Source organism: Bacillota bacterium (assembly GCA_023511455.1).
Lineage (GTDB): Bacteria > Armatimonadota > HRBIN16 > HRBIN16 > HRBIN16 > HRBIN16.
Genome location: JAIMBJ010000050.1, coordinates 1 through 19,975, shown reverse-complemented (window position 1 = coordinate 19,975; position 19,975 = coordinate 1). Strand labels below are relative to the sequence as shown.

Here is a 19,975-nt window from a genome sequence, read left to right as displayed (position 1 = left end):
CTGGTAGAGGGTTCTCCCATGCTGTTTCGTGGCTTGCCCATGCCCTGCCCGGTGCTCATCAAAGGCGAGGTGTTACCCGGCGAGCAGGGTGTGCGTCCTAATATTGTCCTCACCGTGGAGAAGGGTTATCTGGATGAGAACGACGTCTGGCACGTGGTGGAGGCGGAGTGTCCGGTGCCTGAAACAGAACTGGACTGGAATCCTGAGGAGGACGTCTGGTGGGACAATCAGGCTGGGGTGTGGCGGTTTCGGATGGTATGGAACCAGCAGCTGCCGCGGACGCAGTTTTCACCGTACCTCGAGCGTTACCGGCTGCGGGCGTATGCCCTGTGCAACCGTTCGGATAGCGCTGCAGTGGCAGACTTTCGGGTGATGAGCATGGCGAAGCCGTCGCAAGCAGGAATCTCTTCGGACTACACCGAGAGCAATCGCCCTGCACCCAGCATGCGCATTGTAGCGTATGTGGATGAGGATTCGTCCGGAATGATGGCGGTCCCCATCGACGTCGATGCGGGTTGGGGTGGACCGCACTTAGGGATAGACTACGCAGCGCAGGCTGGGGCTGTTGTGAATAGCTCAGAGGTGGGCGTTCTGGAGGATAAACCGCTTCCTAAGCCGGAGAGCGATGAATACATCGGGATTGTGCACGAGCGTCACCGTCAGATACTTGCCGCGATTTACTATACCGCTCAGGAGTATATCAGCATGGGCTATGTTGTGCGAATACGTTGCCTGCCCGAATCCGCCAGCAGGGTGGCATTCAAGCACTCTTACCTCGGTCCGCACCGGGTGTTGAAGCACGGTATGGTCAACCTGTCGTTGAAGTTTCAGCACGGCAGCACCCCTGACGAGCAGTACGAGCGGGACGAGGTGAGCAGTGCATACTGCCATGCGGTGATTGCGCCGCAGGGGCTACCCTCCGCGGGTGAGATGGTGGACATCTCCGTCGCCATCACCAGAGTCGGCGATTATTATGTTGCCGACCCGAGCCGTCCCCGCGAATCGAGGCAGCTTTCTTTAGGCTACGTGGAGTTTCAGGACGTCATCCTGTTGATGGAATATTGGACAGGTAACACATGGGACTTTGTGGAAGAGTGGAGAGCAACCGTTCGCGTGCCTTCTCTGGACGGTCCGCACCTGCACTTTGAGGTACGACGCAAAAGCAAGAAGGATGAGCAGCTGGATGATGGTGGGTGGATAGATAGGGACGGCGATGGTCTCTTGCGCCTGTGGGGCCAGGTCGATCCGCGTCACTATCTTGGTCTCCCGTTCGGTGCAAGATAACGACTTAGGGAGGTGTGTCTCATGCGTCAACGGCTGTTAGTCATCGCCTGGGTAGCAGTGTGGCTGATGCCGGGGCTGAACGCCCAGCAAAACGAGGTCTCTCTCGGCAGGTTCGACACCGAACTGCTCAAAAGCCTGCCTGACAAGATACCTCTTTTGCTCCCTGCATGGAAAGGGTCCCCTGAACAGGGATGGCAGATGCAAAGGTCGCTGGGATTTACCCTGCAAAACCTCGCCCCCGAGCAAAACCTGCTCGGTCAAATCCGCGCCAACGCGGACACAGACCCCAACCGCATTTACCGTCAACGGTTCCCCTATGCCGAAATCGAGCCAACCTTCGTCCGCCGCACCAGCTACGGCGAGGCGATTTCGGGCATCGTGCATCCCCCTTCGGGTATCGCAGCATACCGACGGCATTTTCGCTGGCGGTTTGCAGGAGCCAGGAGCATCCAGGACCTGGAGCAGAAGGTGGAGGTCGTGTGGCACTGGCTCCCTCCTGAAAAGTGGGGCATTGAGAACCCTGTTTCGGAGACAGGCAGGCTCAACGACCGTTATCGGGGAGCCATTCTGCGACGGCGGAAGGAAGGGAGAGAGGGCTGGCGGTATGCGGTGGTGAGTTTTGATGCGCTGAGTGGGGAACGATGGCTGACGCCCCTCCCTGTATGGGAGGCACTGGAGCGGCTGCAATCGCTGACGGGGAAGCAGGTGGTTTCTCTTTGGGAGAAGGCGGACACTGCAGGACCTGGGCGAAGCACCATGTTAACGTTCTCGTTTTCCGTGACCCGCGACGGCAGTCGCACTCTGGTGCTGGTGGGGAACCCGGAAGACGCGGCGCACTGTCTGCTTTTCGTTCTGGATGGAGAGGGGGTGTTGTTGCGCACACGGGTGTTACCGCACATGAGTGCAGGGATAAGGCGCGACTATGCGGAGTCTGTCTTTCTCCTCTCGCTCCGAGAGCGGTCGGTGATTCTCCCCTCCCTGACAGGTCGAGTTGGCGATAAGAGCTGGGTTTTTCTGTTGAACAGCGAGGGTGAGGTGCTGGGGCGTTTTGCCGAGCGTGCGGACGAGGTGAGACCCCCTTCGGTTTCGCTGTATTCGGATGAGATAGCGTGGCATACGGGTCACTGGGGGGCTTACTGGCGTTTGCCTCGTGGGCAGAGGGGGCTGTAGGGTCACCTGCCCGATGCTGTATGCCGAGTACTGGGGATATGATGACAGGGAAACGCCAGAGGATGAGACCGACGATGAACATCTCTACTTCATCCGCTGGTATGTGTTGAAAGACAGCCTGAACACGAACCCACACCGTGGGGAGATATGGCTGTTTGACCCGGAGTTACAGCGCATTGGCACGTGGGATTTGGCGCAGTTGCCCTGCGTGGGTCACAACAACTAGCCCGACGGCTTGACCGCCAGCGCATCTGGGGTGAGGCATGGGGTTCTGGTGCGGGGGCCGGTGAGCCTGATGGTTACTCCCGGCGAATACCTGTTTATGGTTCACGCGGTGGATGACCATGTGGCAGAGGAGAAGCATCACCGGCGAAAACCTGCCTTGCCGCTGAACGCGCAAATCCTCATGCCTTCGCTGGACATTTATGCGCCGGATGAGGCCCTAGAGTTTCGTCGGGGCTGCCAGATAGACGTACGCATCCTTGTCAGGTATTATAGACCCGGCGATGTGGTTCGGCTGTGGGTCGACGGCTCGCTCAAGGCAGACCTTAGTTCGCCGTTTGACGTGGGCGGACGCTTTGCGAAGTTCCGATACGTGTGGGATACCTCACAGAGTAGCCGAGGCGCCCACGTTATCCGCGTGCAGTTGCTGCGTGGCAGACGGGTTATTGGGCACCCTGACACACAGCGGGTGCGGATATTTGCGATGCAATGGCCGGAACCGGGGATCATTTGGGGTGGTTTTAACATGGACCCGAACAATGGTCGCATACACCGAGGAGTGGACATTTGGTTCTCCCATCCCGACTATAACGTCGTCGGATTTCCCACCAAACAACCCATTCAGGACGCTCATGAAGGCATCCAATACGCCCCAGATACGCAGGACGGAAGCGGTGGTTGGCGCTACTGGCTCCGTACCACTGAGCCAAAGCGGGTAGACCTTATTGGAGAACGAGACGGCGTACCCGTGTATAAGACGCGGTATGTGTGGACATACTACGCCCATTTGCTCACTCATCCCCGCGATGGCAAAAGGGAAGATAACTCAGGGAACGCCGAAACGACGGGGTCGCACTTGCACTTTTCAGTTTTCCTCAGCGAGGACACGAATCAGCCTAGATACGATTCTGGAGAATGCGAAGACCCCATTCGTTGGCTGGAACCGGAAACTTTCTATGTGTTGACTGGTCGAATCAATGGGGCGGGAAACGGGGTGGTCGTGAACATACGTGGAGGTCGGGTCGACGGCAGAGTGAAAACGCCAGGTGAGCGCTTCAGGGTGTATATTCCCCCCGGCACGACGGTGACCATTACACCACAAAAAGTGGGATACACATTCATTCCGTCTTCACATACAGTGACGGTAAACAGCGAGGTCGTGGAAGTGAACTTCGACGCCGTTCCAGATTAGGAGGTGTGCGATGAAAGCAGTGCTTAGCGCAGTCGTAGTCCTCTTTCTCCTCAGCGTGACCGGCATCGCGTGGCTAGCTGACCGTCAACGGGCAGAACCGTCTTCTCTGCTCGTCCCGCTGGAGCCACGAACTACCGGACAGCATTTCGTGCTCGCCGAAGCGCAGCCCCTGATACTGCTGGGCTTTCACCCTGAAGAGGGTATGCATCACATAGAGGTGCGGGACAGGCAGGGACGTATCCAGTGGACACACCGGCTCCGAGAAGGGGAGAAGTTAGGGAATGCGCGTCTGTCCGCGGATGGCAAGTATCTCGTGTATGATTACTACATCTTCAAACCGCCTCGGGCATGGTTTGCGCCTCACGAAGAGGTGTCTTACCGGGGCGGGATACGCTGTGTGCGACACGATGGCACCATCGTTTGGGAAAGTCGCTCACAGGGTATCGCGGAGGGCAGCCCCAGATGTTCACCGGAAGGCTGTGTGCAGCAAGTAGCAGGTAGTAAAGTGCTGATAGAACGGCGCGGTTGGGAGATTATTGAGCGGATTACGGTCAGGAACCTCCACACAGGGCGTCCGGTATTCACTCGCACTTCAGAAGCGGAAAAAGCAGCACTCGCGCCGGATGGTTCGCTTCTGATTGTTTCGGGGAGAACCGGACGTGAGCCATATCATTACTGGACACAGGTCGTCCATCTGGAGAGTGGGGCGCAACTGCAGGTGGACGGTGCAGTCCTGCCTACCTTTGTCTATAACGTTCTCCCGCAGAAGTGCCTTACGACGTCATATGTGCTGCTGGAAGTAGCGTCGGAGCCTAACTTTGCGCGGTCACTGGGACTGAATGGTCGTCCTGCTCCTCAGCGGTCAGCGGAGAAAGGAAATGCCATGATGGCGATAATCACCCCTGTTGGGAAGTTGGCGTGGATGAGTTCGTGGCGATTTGATGCAGGCGAGGAACCTCGCCCCACTTTACAGGATGACGGCAAGGATGTTTTCTGGTATGCAAGTCAGGATTGGCAGATCAAAAATGTGCAACTGGGACAATATGGCGATCGGGTAGTGCTGCTTTGGGAGAACGGCAAGCGTCGGCGGCTACTGCTTTTTGACGCTCCGGAACGCGGTCAGGGAAGGCTGGTGCTTCAGCGAGTAGTGGCTTTGCCATCACCTCGCACTGGAGAATGGAGTCTGATGTCCCCGGATGGGAAGGTAGTGGCTATCTATCGTGTCTCTATGGACGGCAGTTCGGGGTTGTTGCATGTGCACTTTTGGAACCAGGAGGGACGCCTGATTGGTGAGGCGAGTGTGCCCGGGTATCCGAAGGGCGACGATGAAACTCCGCGGATGCCGGAGGTAGCATGGTTCACCCCTGACCATCGGTATCTTGCGATTTCCCTGTGCTATTGGAGCCCGCATCCTCCACGTCCCGGAGGTTACGCTATTGTCCGGGTACCGATTGGTTCGGCAACAGGAACAAAGTAGATTTCGGCGAAGGGTCCGCACCGTCCCGCCCCAAAAGACCTCGCGCCGGATGCATGGCTTGAAGCCAATTTGCGGCACGAGGCAGTGGGTATCGTATATAACCGACAATACTACTGGTGGGTTCTTAAGGATTTACTCGGTAGGGAGTTCATTGATGGTCCTAATCCCTGGTGAAGGAGGTATCTGATGAGACCGTTTTTGATAGCTGGCCTTTGCCTGATGGCATCGCTCGTGTCAACGCCAGACGTATCTCCGCAGATAGTCCGACGCGTGGAAAACCTACCAGACCGCCTGCACTGGTGGATTGTTTCCACCGACGGCAAACAAGTATTTGCTTTTGGCGCCCGCGTGCTTCAGGAGGAACTGCCGCAAACAGACGTGTTCACGATAGACGTCGATCGGAACCCACCATACTCTGGTGTAGAAATCGACCCCTCTACGGAGAGCGTGGTCAACACGCATCAGATACAGGAGGTTTTTCTTCCGTTCCGGAACGCTGCATACTTCAAGGCACTGTGGGGGGGCGAATCGGTATGGCTGACGCGCGACTACGACTTCTGGCAGGTGGTGGGCGACCGGATTTATGCCCTGCCGCCCCGTGCAAGAGACAGTGAAGATCGCCGCCGCTGGAAATCCATTCACATTATAGACAGGGAAACTCGTCAAGTGCTACACGTAGTAGAAATACGTGACGCTTTGATCAAAGCCGGTTTCCCCGAAGATGAGGTGGAGTGGCGCCCGAAATATATCACGGCGATGCGGGTTTCCCCAGACCAAAAGCTGTTAATAACAGGGCATTCGGGAATGATTGTGGTCTGGAGTATACCGGACTTAGAACTTCTCTTTCACAGGGCGTACGACAGCGACAGGGAAGTGTCTGCCATCGAATGTTCACCAAATGGTCGGCTTGTATACGCTCTAGTGTACGCTAGAGGTCTTTTGGTATTGAACCTGCAAAGCAAGGAATTTGAAGAGTGGAGCCTCAAAGCCGGTACTGGGGTTCCCCAGGACTTTGGGATGAGCAGACAACGCCCAGTGGACATGTGGGCGGATTGGCAAGGTGGAGAGGTTTTCTTTGCCCTGCGGTATGGGGGTGCACAGGGAGCCGTGGCGGCTCTGGATGTTTCCAAACGGCGGGTTGTTCGCACTTTGCAACTCAGTCGGGGTGCTTGTTCAAGTGTATGCGTCGTGGGCAACAAGTTGTTTGCGGGGTGCTTAGATGGCATCTACGTCATAGACATCGACGCGTGGCGTAAGAACGCGAGGTGAGGGCATCAAGGAGGTGATTATGTCTTCCTGATGCGCGCGTGGGATACGGGGGATGCGGCAGGTGCGGACAAAGCACATCGTAGAAAGGAGGCATTACCGCTGAACCAGAGAGCACGGGCATATCCTGTCGCACTCGTGGGCACATCCATAGGGAGTGCTACTCTCAACGATGCGTGGAAACGGTTACGAAGCTGCCCCGCTTTTCGTCGACCTCAGTTTTCAGGTTTGCTGACTTTCACACCTCCCCGCGGCGAGAACACAGCGGTTTTTATCAACTGCACTGCCGTCACAGCAAGGTATCACCTTAACGAGACAGCTGCTGAGGTCACCAAATTCTACGAAGGGTTCACCAAATCCATCGAGAACCAGATTAGGGAGACAGGATAGCTGGACTATCGCGAGGCAATACGAGTGGGAACAGCGTATGTGGAAAAGTTCCTTGACCGTGGCAAACCTTACCATTCGGGCTATGAGGTAGAACTCCCGGTTCTGCACAACGAAGTGGAAGTAATTCCCTGATGGACAGGAGGCGAACCATGAAACGGTACATCTGGCTAACACTGTTACCTCTGATCACCCTCGCCGCCTTTCAGGCGATGAGCCAGCAGGTCGAGGTGAGGGCGTACAAAGGATACTATTATGTCCCCTACGACCCGGCGAGGATGAGGTTTGGGTTAACGCCCGAAGAAGCGCGACAGCGCCTGCTGCGGTGGATGAATAAGCCCGACCTGCAACTGCGTCTCATTGGCGTGGCGTTAGCATACCGCGACCAGTTAGAAGACCCCTCTACCTGGGCGAATGCCTACTTCCCTCACTGGTGTGCCGGCACCCAACCGTCCTACCTGTTCGAGGATAACCAGGGAAGGGAGTATGTCGTCGCCATTGTGCCGATAGAACTGTGGACATATACAGACCCCTCTACCGAGCTTACCGATGAAGGAGAGGACGCTTCCCAATGGCTACCGCGTGAGCAGCTACGTGCGGTGGCAGAGCAGTTCCTAGCGCAGCGAGTGCCAAATCTTCTTGCGGAGCCCCATAATGAGGAGCAGAGATACGGACGTTTTGCCGTCGATACCCCCTATCAGGGCGTGCTGCACGATCGCCTGGCAATCGTCTACGTGCACAAGCGGCTCGGGGTGGTTCGTGAATGCTACTGGCATGACCCCGGCGGCCTGTGGGGCTGTCGACGGTTCCCTCTCTGTCCCAGTCGCAGGCGCGTCAGCTGGCGCTGGATTTCGTGAGCCAGATGCCGGGTGTGCTGTCGGTGGAGGTGGACGAAAGCATCTTTCGTTGCGGTTTCGGGATGTTTACAGACGTGATGGGTACCTCGCGGTTACTCCGGAGTTTCCCGGTGAAGGCGGTAAGGACGACAGACTCGCCGATGGTTGGCGACTTTTACATTATCGCAGTCGACGGGCACACAGGCGATGTGTTTTTGGTCGACGAGTCGCTGCCCCGGTCGGCGCAGAGAGCCGATGGGCACGCGCCGCCGCGGGGCACGAAAAAGAAGCAGGAGGTGCGGGTGCTGAAAATATCCTTCGGCGAAACGGATGTGTCGGATGTAAGGACACTATTAATGCTTCAACCGCTACAAATCGGCGGTGACGTGTATCTGTGGACAGGATGGTTGCGTTCCCCCCTGTTTGGAGTAGCGGATGCTGATGTGAAGTATGACCCCTCTGGTCGGACGGTTCGTGTCCGCTTTCAAGGCAAGTCATGGCAACTGGCAGCAGGGAGCCAGTGGTTGGTTTCAGGCAGGAAGCGAATTGTGCTGTCTCGCCCGGTGCTTTGCCTGCGTGGACGCATCTACGTCCCGATGGACGCTATTCGGCATATCACCGGCTGGGCTGCCGAAGTAAAGGAGGACAGGGTGGTTCTTAGACGACCAGTATTAAGGTGAATCCTGTGTCGCGCAGGTGCGTGGCGGTACCATTCCCAACTTCTACAAAGCGGTAGAGCAAGGGGCAAAGGCGATAGCAGAACTTTACGAATCGTGGTTGGGCAGTAGTGTTGGTGCCCCTTATGCCATCGACCCTGAACCGGTTCTATACAATGAGACCGTCGTGCGCGTGAAATAAGGTAGTAGGTTGAAACCGCCATGAGAAACCTGTGGCTCATCGTCTTTTGTGTGGTGCTCACGACAACGGCTGTCTTTGCCAAACCAAGACCATACAAAGGCTACTACTACGTGCCGTATGATGCCCAAAGGATGCACTTTGGGCTAACCCCGCAGGAAGCCGAGCAGCGCCTGGTGCGCTGGATCAATAATCCTGCCGTGAGCCTGCGCTTCATCGGGGTTGGGACTAGTAATCGTGACAAACTGGAGAACCGCACCTCTTGGCCCGTTTACGACCCCACTTCTCCACCAGGCCGGGGATTGTCCTATCTGTTTGAGGACAATCTGGGCAAGCTGTATATCGTGGCAATCGTGCCCATCGAGATGTGGAAATACCGTGATATCGAGGCTGAAATGACCCCGTATGACCCAGAAGACCCCTCGACGTGGCTGCCCGAGGAGCAGAGAGACGCGATAGCACGACAGTTCATTGCCGCTCGGCTTCCCAACTTTCTGGAAGGCGAGCATCGGATAGCTAGGAAGCGCGTGGTTTACAGGCTCTATCAAGGATTGGGGCATAACAGATACATCAGCGTAAGCGTGCATCCCACGCTCGGTGTGGTCGAGTCTTGCGAATGGTACAACCCCGGCGAGCCGGTAGGGCTTCATACCAACCCTACCCTCTCACAGGAGCAGGCTCGCCAGTTGGCTCTCGCTTATGCGTACCAACTGGAGGAAGGGGTCGTCAACGCTGAGATACGCAATCCCCCCGCACTAGGCATCTTCTCAGACGTACTTGGCATCACTCGTTTAATGTGGTGGATGACTATGGATTTGGCGGTCGTGGCATACCCTGGCGATAATTTGTGGACAGCACGCCGTTTGATCATCGGAATAGATGCTCACACGGGTGACGTCGTGGACTTTGACAGGTTTGTTAGCAGTTCCGCTGTCAAGTCGCAGGTTGCTAGCCCCTCCAAAAAGCCATCAAAGCCTATGTTACGCTTTGAGCCGATACAAGCCTATTTCGAAGGCTCTTCCCTGCGACTGGCTACGCTTCCACCGCTTCGGGTTGGCAAGACAGCGTATGTTTGGGTGGGCTGGTTGAAACTGCCCCTGTATGAGAAAGCGCGAGTGAGCATCGCCTATGCTTCAGGGGCGATACAAATAGACTACAACGGTCAACGCTGGCTTGCGCGCGTTGGAAGCAACCAGCTTTCACGCGATGGCATTAGCCGTCGGTTAAGCGCGCCAGTTCTCAACATTCGCGGTCGCGTATATCTGCCTGCGGAGGCATTGGAGGTGATAGCTGGCATGAAAATGCGATCGGACGACTACACGTTGTATATCAGCCGGTAGAAAAGCCGTTGTGCCGTATCGGGGAAGGGGGGCACACTGTGCGGTGTGACGCCTTCGGAGACAGGCGAAAGAAGGAAACACCTCGCTGTGGATGGGCGGGCGGTGAACGAAAACAATGACTCGATGCTGTATGCCGAGTGTTGGGGATATGACCACAGGGAGATGCCAGAATATCCACTGGTATGTGTTGAAAGACAGCCTGAGCAGAAACAGGTGTGCTTCCCGGGCACCCGTCCAAAGAGGTGGATGCGATTCTGAAGTTCATGGGATGGTGGTGAAGATGAAGAGATGGATACTTCCGGGCATTTGCGCGTTGCTGCGTTGTGTGCCGTGCTCGGGCGATGATAAAGCCCCGCAACGCTTCCATCCCCCCGTTACAGGGGAACGAGATGCTCATCGAGGCAGAAGGAGAACACAATGGCATACGATGCAGAGGCATTTGGGCTTACGACCCAGACACCGGCTAAACTCCGTCTGCTGATAGAAAACGCGCGGCAACCTATTTGGAACCCGCAGCTTTGACGTAGTCGATGCGCGTCAGCAAGCCTGCCTTCCCTAGGTGGTGACCAGTAAGGGCGAGTTAGTCGGTTTCTCTGTCAGGTCGAAAAGAAGAGGGCAGCAACTCGCAGCATCCCATCCGAGTCGTATCCGCCTTTCCGGACAACGTTGCGCAGCCACAGTGGAGGGTTCTCGGATGGGTGACTGCCGACCGTCTGGCGATTGTGGAATCTCTTCTGGTGTTAACACGACATGCAGACACGAACACCTACCGCGGCAACAAGGGAAACTCCTGCACAGGACTATACTGCGAGCCGTTGGGGTGAAGCACGCTCTGCATTAAAAGAAAAGAGCGCACCTCTACTGTGCCCAGCGGTTCGTCAGGTATCGACGCGAAAATCCTTTGCAACACAGCAGCAGGTGGCGGTTCCTTCACCCGCGCCAGGGTAATATGCGAGCGGAAGGGTTTGTCCTCGGGCGGGAAACCGCGCTGGCGCAACGTCTGCTCCAGGTCGGTAGCCAAACAGTATAACGGTTCGGCAGGCTCCTGCACGCCCACCCACAGCACCCGCGCCCGACGCACATCGGGAAACACTCCCACGCCACGCACCACAAAACGAAAAGCGGAATGCTGGCTGGCGACTGCATGTGCCGCCTCCACCGCACGGCGCAAGCCTTGCTCATCCTGCTCGCCCAGAAAGCGCAGGGTCAGATGCAGGTTCTCCTCTTTCACCCAGGAGATGCGCTGCCCTGCCAGCGCGCGCTTCATGCTCTCCTGCACCACCGCCACGCGATGTCTGGTTTGGTTCTCCAGCAGCACCGCGAAAAACAGACGCATCACAACAGCTCCTCGCGCAGCATCACCAGCGCCGCCTGCGATGCCCGCCACTTCACCTCGCTGCGCCTGCCGATGAAGCGGTGTTCTGCCACGCGCATGCCTCCAGACGACGCTACCGCAATATATACTAAACCGACCGGCTTCTCGGGTGTGCCTCCGGTGGGACCCGCGATGCCCGTGATGCCCACTCCATAGTCTGCGCCTGTTAGCCGTCGGATGCCCTCTGCCATGGCGCGGGCGGTGGGTTCGCTCACTGCGCCGTGTTCGCGCAGTACCTTCTCTGGCACACCCAGCAAGCGTACCTTCAGCTCGTTGCTGTAAGCCACCACACCGCCCACCAATGCCTTCGAGCTGCCCGAAACCTCCGTCAGCCGATGTCCAAGCAGTCCACCCGTACACGATTCCGCGATCGCCACCGTCGCCCCTTTCGCCCACAGCAACTCCATCACCGCCTGCTCCAGCGTTTGGTCGTCCACACCGTATATTGCGTTGCCCAACCGTTCGCGGATACGGTTTTCCAGTTCGGCGATCATTGCCTGTGCCTGTTCGGGGCTGGGTGCGCTGGCAGTGATGCGCAGATGCACCTCACCGGTCTTTGCGTAGGGGGCAACCGTGGGGTTGGAACCCTGCATCAGGTCTTTGATGCGGTCTTCCACCAGCGACTCACCCATGCCGCACACCCGCAGAATCCGCGACAGGATGACGCCCGGTTCCCCGCCTGCCCGCTCACGCAGGTAGGGCAGGACGTAATCGTTGAACATCGGGATAAGCTCTGCAGGGGGACCCGGCAGTGCGATGACCACTTGATCGCCCTTCTCGGCGATGAGACCCGGTGCGGTTCCGTTGGGGTTGGGCAGGGGACGGGCGCAGGCGGGGCGATACGCCTGTCGCAGGATGCTGCTGACCATCGGGTAGCGGCGCTGCTGGAACTTCTGCTGCAGCTCCTGCTGCAGGTCGTGGTCTAAGACCAGAGGTTCGTCCAGCGCGGCGGCGATGCCCTCGCGCGTCAGGTCGTCCATGGTGGGTCCCAGCCCGCCGATGGTAATCACGGCGTCCGACCGCGACAGCGCCAGCTTCAGCGTCTGCGTCAGCCGCTCGAGGTTATCGCCGACCGTCTGCCGATACAGCACCTTCCAGCCGATGGCGGGCAGTTGCGCGCTGATATAAGCAGCGTTGGAGTCCACAATCTGCCCCATCAGCAGCTCCGTGCCTACCGAAACAATCTCTGCAATCATTGACAGATGCCCCCCTTATCTGCGCGCAAAACGTAGCCTTGAGCCTATCTCGAGGACAGGATACACTCTCTCCGCACACCGCCGCGGGGCTGGGACGTTGTAGGCTGCGCTCCGGACAAGACCATATGCTGAAGCAGAACCACAGCCCCCTCCAGCAGCCACAGCCAGATAGACTTGCGGGGCACTTAGACCCGGTCACAGACATCGCTTCGCTGCCGAGGCGACGGTGTGCAGGAAAAGTATATCACTAAGAGTGAGAAGGAGACAAGTAATAAAGTGCAACCCTCTATCGGCGTGGACGTCTCTTGCCACCACTTCCACGCCGCCATCTACCTAGCGCAAGGGCAGGTGCCTCGCCAACGTTTGGACAACACCTTGAAGGGGGTGCCAGCGCAGGAGCCCAACTGCGTCATCTCCATGAGGCAACAGGTGGCACACGCAGCCAACCGCTACTCCTCCCCCGTCGCGCCGAAGTTCTTGACCAGAATGCCGAAATCGAACAGCGTCACCTCGGCGTCCCCGTCCAAATCGGCATCCGGGTTCCAGTTACTGTCGCCCGGTTGACTGCCAAACGCCGCCACCAGCGCGCCGAAGTCAAACAGCGTCACCTCGTTGTCCCCGTCGATGTCCCCGTTGACCAGAGACACGTTCACCCCGCTGACGTTCGCCCCACCCACCCGCACACTGCGCGCCACCCGACGCAGCCAGTGGCTCGCCTTGAACGCCACATCATACGTGCCGTCGGAGACATCCGGCAGCGTGTAGTTGCCACCGCTGTCCAGACTCAGCGTCACCGTTCGGATGGGAGTCGTGCTGCCCGCGTGGCGCAACTCCACCACCACCGGAACCGTGCGCACATCCCCGCCAAAGTCGCCTAACTCCACCCGCCCGCTGATGGAGTAGGTGCGCACTATCGGACGCGCGGGACCGCCAGAGGTCGTCCACCAGTCAAACACCACCCAGACCTCCCAAATCCAGTCCCAGTATGCCATCCTGCCTTCCACGCGCGCGCCGTTCTGCCGGATGACGCCCTGCCACACCACGTCGGTGTTGCCCACGCCGGGGATGTTGGCGACGCCGCCGAAGGTGATGGTGTCTCCATCTACCGTGCCGGAGACGCTGTACTGCCCCAGCGGGTTCAGGTTGGGTGGCAGGTATTGCACCTGTCCGGTGAACGCGCCGGTGGCGGTGTTCTGGGTGAAGAAGCGGATGTTGCCGTCATACTGGTAGCCCAGCACGACGTCGCGGATGCGCACTGTCCAGAAGGTGTTGGAGATGTCCCAGTTGGGCGGCGCGGCGAGCGCGGGCAGTGCGAACGCAACCAGAAGCAATCCGAGCCATCGTTTCATGGTGTTCACCCTCCTTCCTTGCAGGGAGTGCGATTTCATTGTAGCACCACGTTGCCTCTGTGTCCAGATGCTAGTCCGCTGGCTCTGACTCAGACGCATGAAGACCAACACCCGAACGGTGAAACAAGTAGCCAGTCTGTTGGTTATCAGCGATGCGCGGAATATGCCATCAACCATTCACACCACCCGTTAGAAGGCGCGCAGTTTCCAAGAATTCGACCCGTATCACATCGTCCAACTGCTGAATCACTTTGCCTCTCAAAACCAGCTCCCACTGGTTTGTAGCGATATGCACGGCATAGTAATCCCCACCATCGGAGTAAACGAGTGCCCATTTTTTGTCGGATGAAATGTCCCGAACTTCTGGATACTTTACTGTAGAAGGAGGTGATAGTCGATAAACCTCGCCTTGTCTCGTCTGAACAAACGCGGGTGTGTTGTCAGCAAACCAATGGTTGAGGACACGGACAGTTATATCTGCCGTATAAGGGAAAGAACGTATCTCCCAAGCTAGATATAAATTATAGCGGTGGGCTGCCGGTAGGAAGTCCCAGTCGTTGCATATCTTGTCCTGCTCCTGCCTGCTCAACGGCACCGGTCTGTTCTGCCTTAAATGGCGTCGGTACCAAACCTCCTCCTTTCTTGCACCTTTTTTCACAGCATACCAAATGGCTTCACTATCCGGATACCACCCATATCCCGCAATATTTCCCCTTGCGAGCAGACGTACGCGCACAGGGGACAAAGTAAACAGCACAAGGTCTGGCAACATCCCGCCCCCCGCCTGCCCACCCAGTAGATGTCGGCTGTTAGGCGACCAGCTGAGGTCATACAGACCGTTAATACCTTGTTGTCTTGCCTGGCTCGACCTCGTCAGCCAGTACCATTTGCGGGAGGCGAGGTTGATGGCGACCGTATCCTCGTGAAACAACATATACAGCCAGCGCCCATCTGGAGATATTTTGGCTCGTCGATAGTACCAGTGTCCTTGGGTTCGGCAAATCCACTCTTGGGCACGGATTTGTCCTTTCTCCACCTTGTAGCGTGCTATCCCGCCATCGACGTGATGAAAAACCAAGATACGTAAAGAGAAGGGGTCTGCTGGGGGCATCGTTGTCCACCTCCTCTAATCTCCGACAGGCAGGGTGATGTTGACGAGTTCTCGACTATAGGGGTTTAGTTCCACCCAGTTTACTATGCCGGAAGCGGGGAAGCTTCCTTGAAGAGATGTCGACCCTGCTGTCCAATCGTTCCACATGTATAGAATACCTTCCTGTAGCTGTGCAGGAGGTTCGAGCCATCCTCCCTCGGCGACGTTAAATCCAACCCCCATGCCCTGCACGAAGCTGCCCGTTCGTATATAACCTTGCCGGCGTAGGCCAAGGTTTTCTATAGCCTGTTCCCGTTGGGCTATCGAGTGCACGCGACGGAAACGACCGTTCGGCCTGGATGCAACCTGTGCCGTGCCCGTGATCTCTCGGATGAAGAAATCACCGGTTAACGGATCTGCAACACGTATTCGCAGCCGAGCCAGCTTATCACGCGGGAACAGCTGCAATTCAATAAGCACCTCGTTGCCTCCGGCAAGGCTGTCCAGTATATGTGCCCTTTGCTTAAAAGTATCCTTCAGCGCCACTCGTCTTCTACTTTTGCCTTCGCGCTTCACGAAGTACGCTTGCCAACGGGGGTAATTAACCCTCTCCCTGCCGCTCGGATGGTACATTATCCCTGCTTCGACATCCAGGTCTTGTCCATCCCGTTCTTGTCTCACTGAGTAACCAAAGTATATGCAAGGTGTATCCTCGGCTCCGGTGTCGCGCGCACGTGGGGTAATTCTGATTTGTGTGTAGGGGTATCTAGGAGTAAAGGTCGAGGGGACCCAGAAGATACCCCGTGCTCCGATGAACCCCCCACTGGACGTAACCCTACGGTATGGACCTGTGAAAGTGTTTTCTAGTGTATCGCCGCCTGTCCGAGTAAGAGGTGTCTCAAATCCAAACTGAGGCGTGATCACAGAGAACGACATCATATCGAAATAGGTGTCAGGCTGCCTCACCCCATCATCAGAGTAGATTCGTTCGTCAGGTCCAATAACGTCCAACATTCCTTCATCCGCTGCGGAGTTTGTCACTTGGCGGACACGAGATATGATATTTCGAGCATCTCCGCTATCCCACGGAATTGCCCCCACGTGCGGAACCGCGCTGTCCTCCTCCGACGGCGGTCCCCAAAGCCCGTTGTACTCCGCCTGCACCACCACGTAGTAGGTCTGCTCCGTCACCAAACCTGTGATGCTCCACTGGCGTGCAGTCGCAGGCAACACCGCAGAACTGTTCGGATACACCCCGCTCTGCGTGCCCCAGCGCACGCGGTAGCCTGTTGCACCCGGCACCTCGTCCCAATACACCGTCACTTTGTTCGCCCCCGTCGGCGCAGCGAATATCCATGGCACCGACGAGACCACCGCCACCTCCCCGCGCAGCCAGTGGTTCGCCTTCGCCTGAACCGTATACGCCCCCGCAGGCAAGGTCAACTCCACCTCTACCTCATCCGTCGGGGCGGTGGTCTCCACCACTTTGACGTATACCGGCGCAGCGGGGTTACTCTCCGTGCCCACCCGCTTGGCGCGAGACTCCAATCGCAGCACCCGCGTGGCGTGTCCGCCCCAGTTGACCAGCTGCACCCGCACGAGGACAGTCAACCCTTCGGTCATCGCCTGTTCCGCGCCAGTGAGCGCATCCGCGCCAATCGCCCCGAAGTTGTTGACCAGGATGCCAAAATCCAGGAGAGTCACCTCCCCGTCGCCGTCCAGGTCAGCGTTGGGGTTGAAGCCGGGGTCGTCTTCGGTCAAGCCGAAGCTGGCGGTCAGCCTGGTGCCGCGGATCACAGGCTTACCCGCCATCACTTTCGGGTCCACAGTGATTCGTTCCAGCAGTTGCTGGTTGCTCGTGGCGGAACACCTCCTTTGCTCGGCTACACGCCCGCCATCTGACGCAGTACCATCTGCAGAATGCCCCCATGCCTGTAGTACTCCACCTCTATTGGCGTGTCAATGCGGGCGATGGCGGTGAACCGCTTCTCGTTGCCGTTCTCATCGCGGGCGACAACGGTTACCGTCTGGCGCGGCTGCAGGTCACGGACGCCAAGGATGCTGTATCGCTCGCGCCCGGTCAAGCCCAGCGTCTCGCGGTTCTCTCCGAGCTGGAACTGCAGGGGCAGCACGCCCATGCCCACCAGATTGCTGCGATGGATGCGCTCGAAGCTCTCCGCCAGCACCGCCTTGACGCCCAGCAGGATGGTGCCTTTCGCTGCCCAGTCGCGCGAGGAGCCGGAGCCGTATTCTTTGCCCGCAATCACCACCAGCGGGATGCCCGCCTCTTTGTAGCGCATCGCCGCCTCGTAGATAGGCAACATCTCGCCCGAAGGGAAATGCACGGTGATGCCGCCTTCCGTGCCGGGCAGCAGCAGGTTCTTGATGCGGATGTTGGCGAAGGTGCCCCGCATCATCACCTCGTGGTTGCCGCGCCGCGCGCCGTAGGAGTTGAACTCCTGCGGAGAGACCCCACGCTGGATGAGATACTGCCCCGCCGGGCTGTTCACAGCGATGGAGCCGGCAGGCGAGATGTGGTCGGTGGTGATAGAGTCGCCGAACACCGCCAGCACATATGCTCCCTCGATGTCGCGCAACGGCGCGGGCTCCGGCGACAGGTTCACAAAGTAGGGCGGCTCCTGAATGTAGGTGGAGTTGGGGTCCCAGGCGTAGAGGTCGCCCTCCGGCATCGGCAGGTCTTGCCAGAACTTATCGCCAGCGAACACGCGCGCATACTGTCGGCGGAACATCTCGGGCTGCAGCGCGGCGGCGATTTCACGCTGAATCTCCTCCTGCGAGGGCCAGATGTCGCGCAGATACACTGGCTGCCCATTGCGGTCGGTGCCCAGCGGTTCGTTGAACAGGTCGATGTTCATGGTGCCTGCTATCGCGTACGCCACCACCAGCATCGGCGAAGCGAGGTAATTGGCGCGCACCACGGGGTTAATCCGTCCCTCGAAGTTGCGGTTGCCACTCAGCACCGCCGCCACCACCAAATCGCCTTCCTTCACCGCTTTAGCAATCGGTTCGGGCACGGGCCCGCTGTTGCCGATGCAGGTCGTGCAGCCGTAACCCACCACGTGGAAGCGCAGCTGCTCCAGATAGGGAATCAGCCCCGACGCCTGCAGGTAGTCGGTGACCACGCGCGAGCCGGGCGCGAGGCTGGTTTTGACCCACGGCTTGACCTGCAATCCGCGTTCCACCGCCTTCTTCGCCAGCAGCCCAGCGCCAACCATCACAGACGGGTTGCTGGTGTTGGTGCAGCTGGTGATGGCGGCAATTACCACGTCGCCATGCGTCAGGCTGTAGTCGGTGCCCTCCACCGCCACGCGCTTGCCCAATTGCTCTTCACTCAGTTCGAACCCGCGCTCTTTGATGGGTGCGCGCAGGCTGATGGCGAACGATGTTTTGGCGTCCCGAAGGCGCACGCGGTCGTGCGGACGCTTGGGTCCCGCAAGGCTGGGTTCTACGGTGCTCAGGTCGAGCTCCAGCAGGTCGGAGAAGATGGGTTCAGGGGCGTCGTCGGTGCGGAACAGCAGGTTCTCCTTACAGTAGCGTTCCGCCAGCTCCACCACCTCGTCGGGTCTGCCGGTGCCGCGCAGGTAGGCGATGGTCTCTGCATCGACGGGGAAGAAGCCCATCGTCGCGCCGTATTCGGGTGCCATGTTGGCGATGGTGGCGCGATCGGGCAGGCTCAGGCGGCTGACCCCCTCGCCCGTGAACTCCACGAACTTGCCTACCACGCCCTTCTGGCGCAGCATCTGCGTGACGGTGAGCACCAGGTCGGTGGCGGTCGCACCTTCGGGCAGCTCACCGGTCAGGCGGAAACCCACCACTTCGGGCGTCAGCATGTAGTAGGGCTGTCCCAGCATCACCGCTTCGGCTTCGATACCGCCTACGCCCCAGCCCAGCACGCCCAGTCCGTTAATCATGGTGGTGTGGCTGTCGGTGCCGACCAGCGTATCGGGGTAGGCGGTCATCTCTCCATGCTGCTCGCGCCGATGCACCAGCGGTGAGAGATATTCCAGGTTCACCTGATGCACGATGCCCATGCCTGGCGGCACGATGCGAAAATCCCGAAATGCCGATTGCGCCCAGCGCAGGAAGCTATACCGTTCCACGTTGCGCTGATACTCCAGCGCCACGTTCTGCTCGTAGGCGTCCGGTGTGCCGAACACGTCCACCTGCACTGAGTGGTCGATCACCAGGTCCACCGGCACGACGGGATTAATCTTCATCGGGTCGCCGCCGAGTCGATGCATCGCAGAGCGCATCGCCGCAAGGTCTACCACCGCAGGAACACCGGTGAAGTCCTGCATCACCACGCGGGCAGGCATGAAGGCAATCTCGCGCGGCTCTCCTGCGCCCGACCACCGCGCCAGTGCGAGAACGTCCTCCGCGGTGATGATGCGTCCGTCCTCATGGCGCAACAGGTTCTCCAGTAACACGCGGATGGAGTAGGGCAGACGGTCTAAACCGTTCACCCCTGCCTGCTGCAGGGCGTCTATCCGATAGAGGGCGACCTCTCCGAAGGAGGTTCGCAAACGTGACTTTGCGTGCAAGGCGTTGTTCATGGCGACAATCCTGTTCATGAGTGTTTGGTCATATTTTACCAGACTAAAGCCGCTGGGGAAAGGGGGTTCGGGAAGCGGGGTTACCGGGGCGCATTGGAGTGACCTGCCGGCCTTCAAACACCTCTAGGAGTTACGCAGTTGAAAGGCTGCTGGAAAGTTTGTAAACTAAAGAGACAACTTCTGTCATTCTGAGCGAAGCGAAGAATCTCTTTCAACAGGCTGAGATGCTTCACTCCGTTCAGCATGACAAGAAGTGTCATTCTGAGCGAAGCGAAGAATCTCTTTTGTGGCTCTGAGATGCTTCGCTTGCGCTCTGTTAGTATAGACGTGGGAAAGAGAACATGATACACTCTTTCCACACA

At 58.2% G+C, this 19,975-nt stretch carries 15 protein-coding genes and 1 pseudogene; 10 read left to right on the top strand and 6 right to left on the bottom strand.

The features are described 5' to 3' along the window. From K6U75_16270 to K6U75_16225, 10 genes are all read left to right on the top strand, one after another. The coding region (locus tag K6U75_16270) for a hypothetical protein (GenBank protein MCL6476589.1) at nt 1-1,284 on the top strand (1,284 nt) is incomplete at its 5' end. 21 nt (nt 1,285-1,305) lie between these two features. Continuing rightward, on the top strand, nt 1,306-2,454 hold the full coding sequence (locus tag K6U75_16265; GenBank protein ID MCL6476588.1) for a hypothetical protein: 1,149 nt from the start codon (nt 1,306-1,308) through the stop codon (nt 2,452-2,454). Between the two features lie 13 nt (nt 2,455-2,467). Then, the gene (locus tag K6U75_16260) at nt 2,468-2,680 is read left to right on the top strand and encodes a hypothetical protein (GenBank protein MCL6476587.1); all 213 of its coding nucleotides are present in this window, start codon (nt 2,468-2,470) and stop codon (nt 2,678-2,680) included. A gap of 48 nt (nt 2,681-2,728) precedes the next feature. Beyond that, nucleotides 2,729-3,868 carry a hypothetical protein gene (locus K6U75_16255; GenBank protein ID MCL6476586.1) on the top strand — a complete coding sequence of 380 codons (1,140 nt, stop codon included), beginning with the start codon at nt 2,729-2,731 and terminating at the stop codon, nt 3,866-3,868. Nucleotides 3,869-3,878: 10 nt separating this feature from the next. Then, nucleotides 3,879-5,345, top strand: a complete 1,467-nt coding sequence (locus K6U75_16250) for a hypothetical protein (protein ID MCL6476585.1) — start codon at nt 3,879-3,881, stop codon at nt 5,343-5,345. Between the two features lie 186 nt (nt 5,346-5,531). Continuing rightward, complete coding sequence (locus K6U75_16245) at nt 5,532-6,614, top strand: hypothetical protein (protein MCL6476584.1); 1,083 nt, start codon at nt 5,532-5,534, stop codon at nt 6,612-6,614. 536 nt (nt 6,615-7,150) lie between these two features. Then, complete coding sequence (locus K6U75_16240) at nt 7,151-7,855, top strand: hypothetical protein (GenBank protein MCL6476583.1); 705 nt, start codon at nt 7,151-7,153, stop codon at nt 7,853-7,855. Further along, complete coding sequence (locus K6U75_16235) at nt 7,789-8,514, top strand: copper amine oxidase N-terminal domain-containing protein (protein MCL6476582.1); 726 nt, start codon at nt 7,789-7,791, stop codon at nt 8,512-8,514. Before K6U75_16240 ends, K6U75_16235 begins: the two co-directional genes overlap by 67 nt. 16 nt (nt 8,515-8,530) lie before the next feature. Beyond that, complete coding sequence (locus K6U75_16230; protein ID MCL6476581.1) at nt 8,531-8,692, top strand: hypothetical protein; 162 nt, start codon at nt 8,531-8,533, stop codon at nt 8,690-8,692. Between the two features lie 20 nt (nt 8,693-8,712). Next, nucleotides 8,713-10,029 (top strand): hypothetical protein, encoded by a 1,317-nt coding sequence (locus tag K6U75_16225; protein MCL6476580.1) that lies wholly within the window; start codon nt 8,713-8,715, stop codon nt 10,027-10,029. 766 nt (nt 10,030-10,795) lie between these two features. On the opposite strand, the gene thpR is transcribed toward K6U75_16225, so the two are convergent. From thpR to acnA, 6 genes and pseudogenes are all read right to left on the bottom strand, one after another. Then, nucleotides 10,796-11,365 (bottom strand): RNA 2',3'-cyclic phosphodiesterase, encoded by a 570-nt coding sequence (gene thpR / locus K6U75_16220; protein ID MCL6476579.1) that lies wholly within the window; start codon nt 11,363-11,365, stop codon nt 10,796-10,798. After that, nucleotides 11,365-12,600 carry a competence/damage-inducible protein A gene (locus K6U75_16215; GenBank protein MCL6476578.1) on the bottom strand — a complete coding sequence of 412 codons (1,236 nt, stop codon included), beginning with the start codon at nt 12,598-12,600 and terminating at the stop codon, nt 11,365-11,367. The genes thpR and K6U75_16215 overlap by 1 nt, the downstream gene beginning before the upstream one ends. 449 nt (nt 12,601-13,049) lie before the next feature. Next, nucleotides 13,050-13,949 carry a hypothetical protein gene (locus K6U75_16210; protein MCL6476577.1) on the bottom strand — a complete coding sequence of 300 codons (900 nt, stop codon included), beginning with the start codon at nt 13,947-13,949 and terminating at the stop codon, nt 13,050-13,052. 169 nt (nt 13,950-14,118) lie between these two features. After that, the gene (locus tag K6U75_16205) at nt 14,119-15,060 is read right to left on the bottom strand and encodes a hypothetical protein (GenBank protein MCL6476576.1); all 942 of its coding nucleotides are present in this window, start codon (nt 15,058-15,060) and stop codon (nt 14,119-14,121) included. Nucleotides 15,061-16,815: 1,755 nt separating this feature from the next. Beyond that, nucleotides 16,816-16,884, bottom strand: a pseudogene (locus K6U75_16200) (DUF433 domain-containing protein). Between the two features lie 38 nt (nt 16,885-16,922). After that, a complete protein-coding gene (acnA, locus tag K6U75_16195) occupies nt 16,923-19,613 on the bottom strand; it encodes an aconitate hydratase AcnA (GenBank protein MCL6476575.1) in 2,691 nt (896 codons plus the stop codon). Nucleotides 19,614-19,975: the final 362 nt, after the last annotated feature.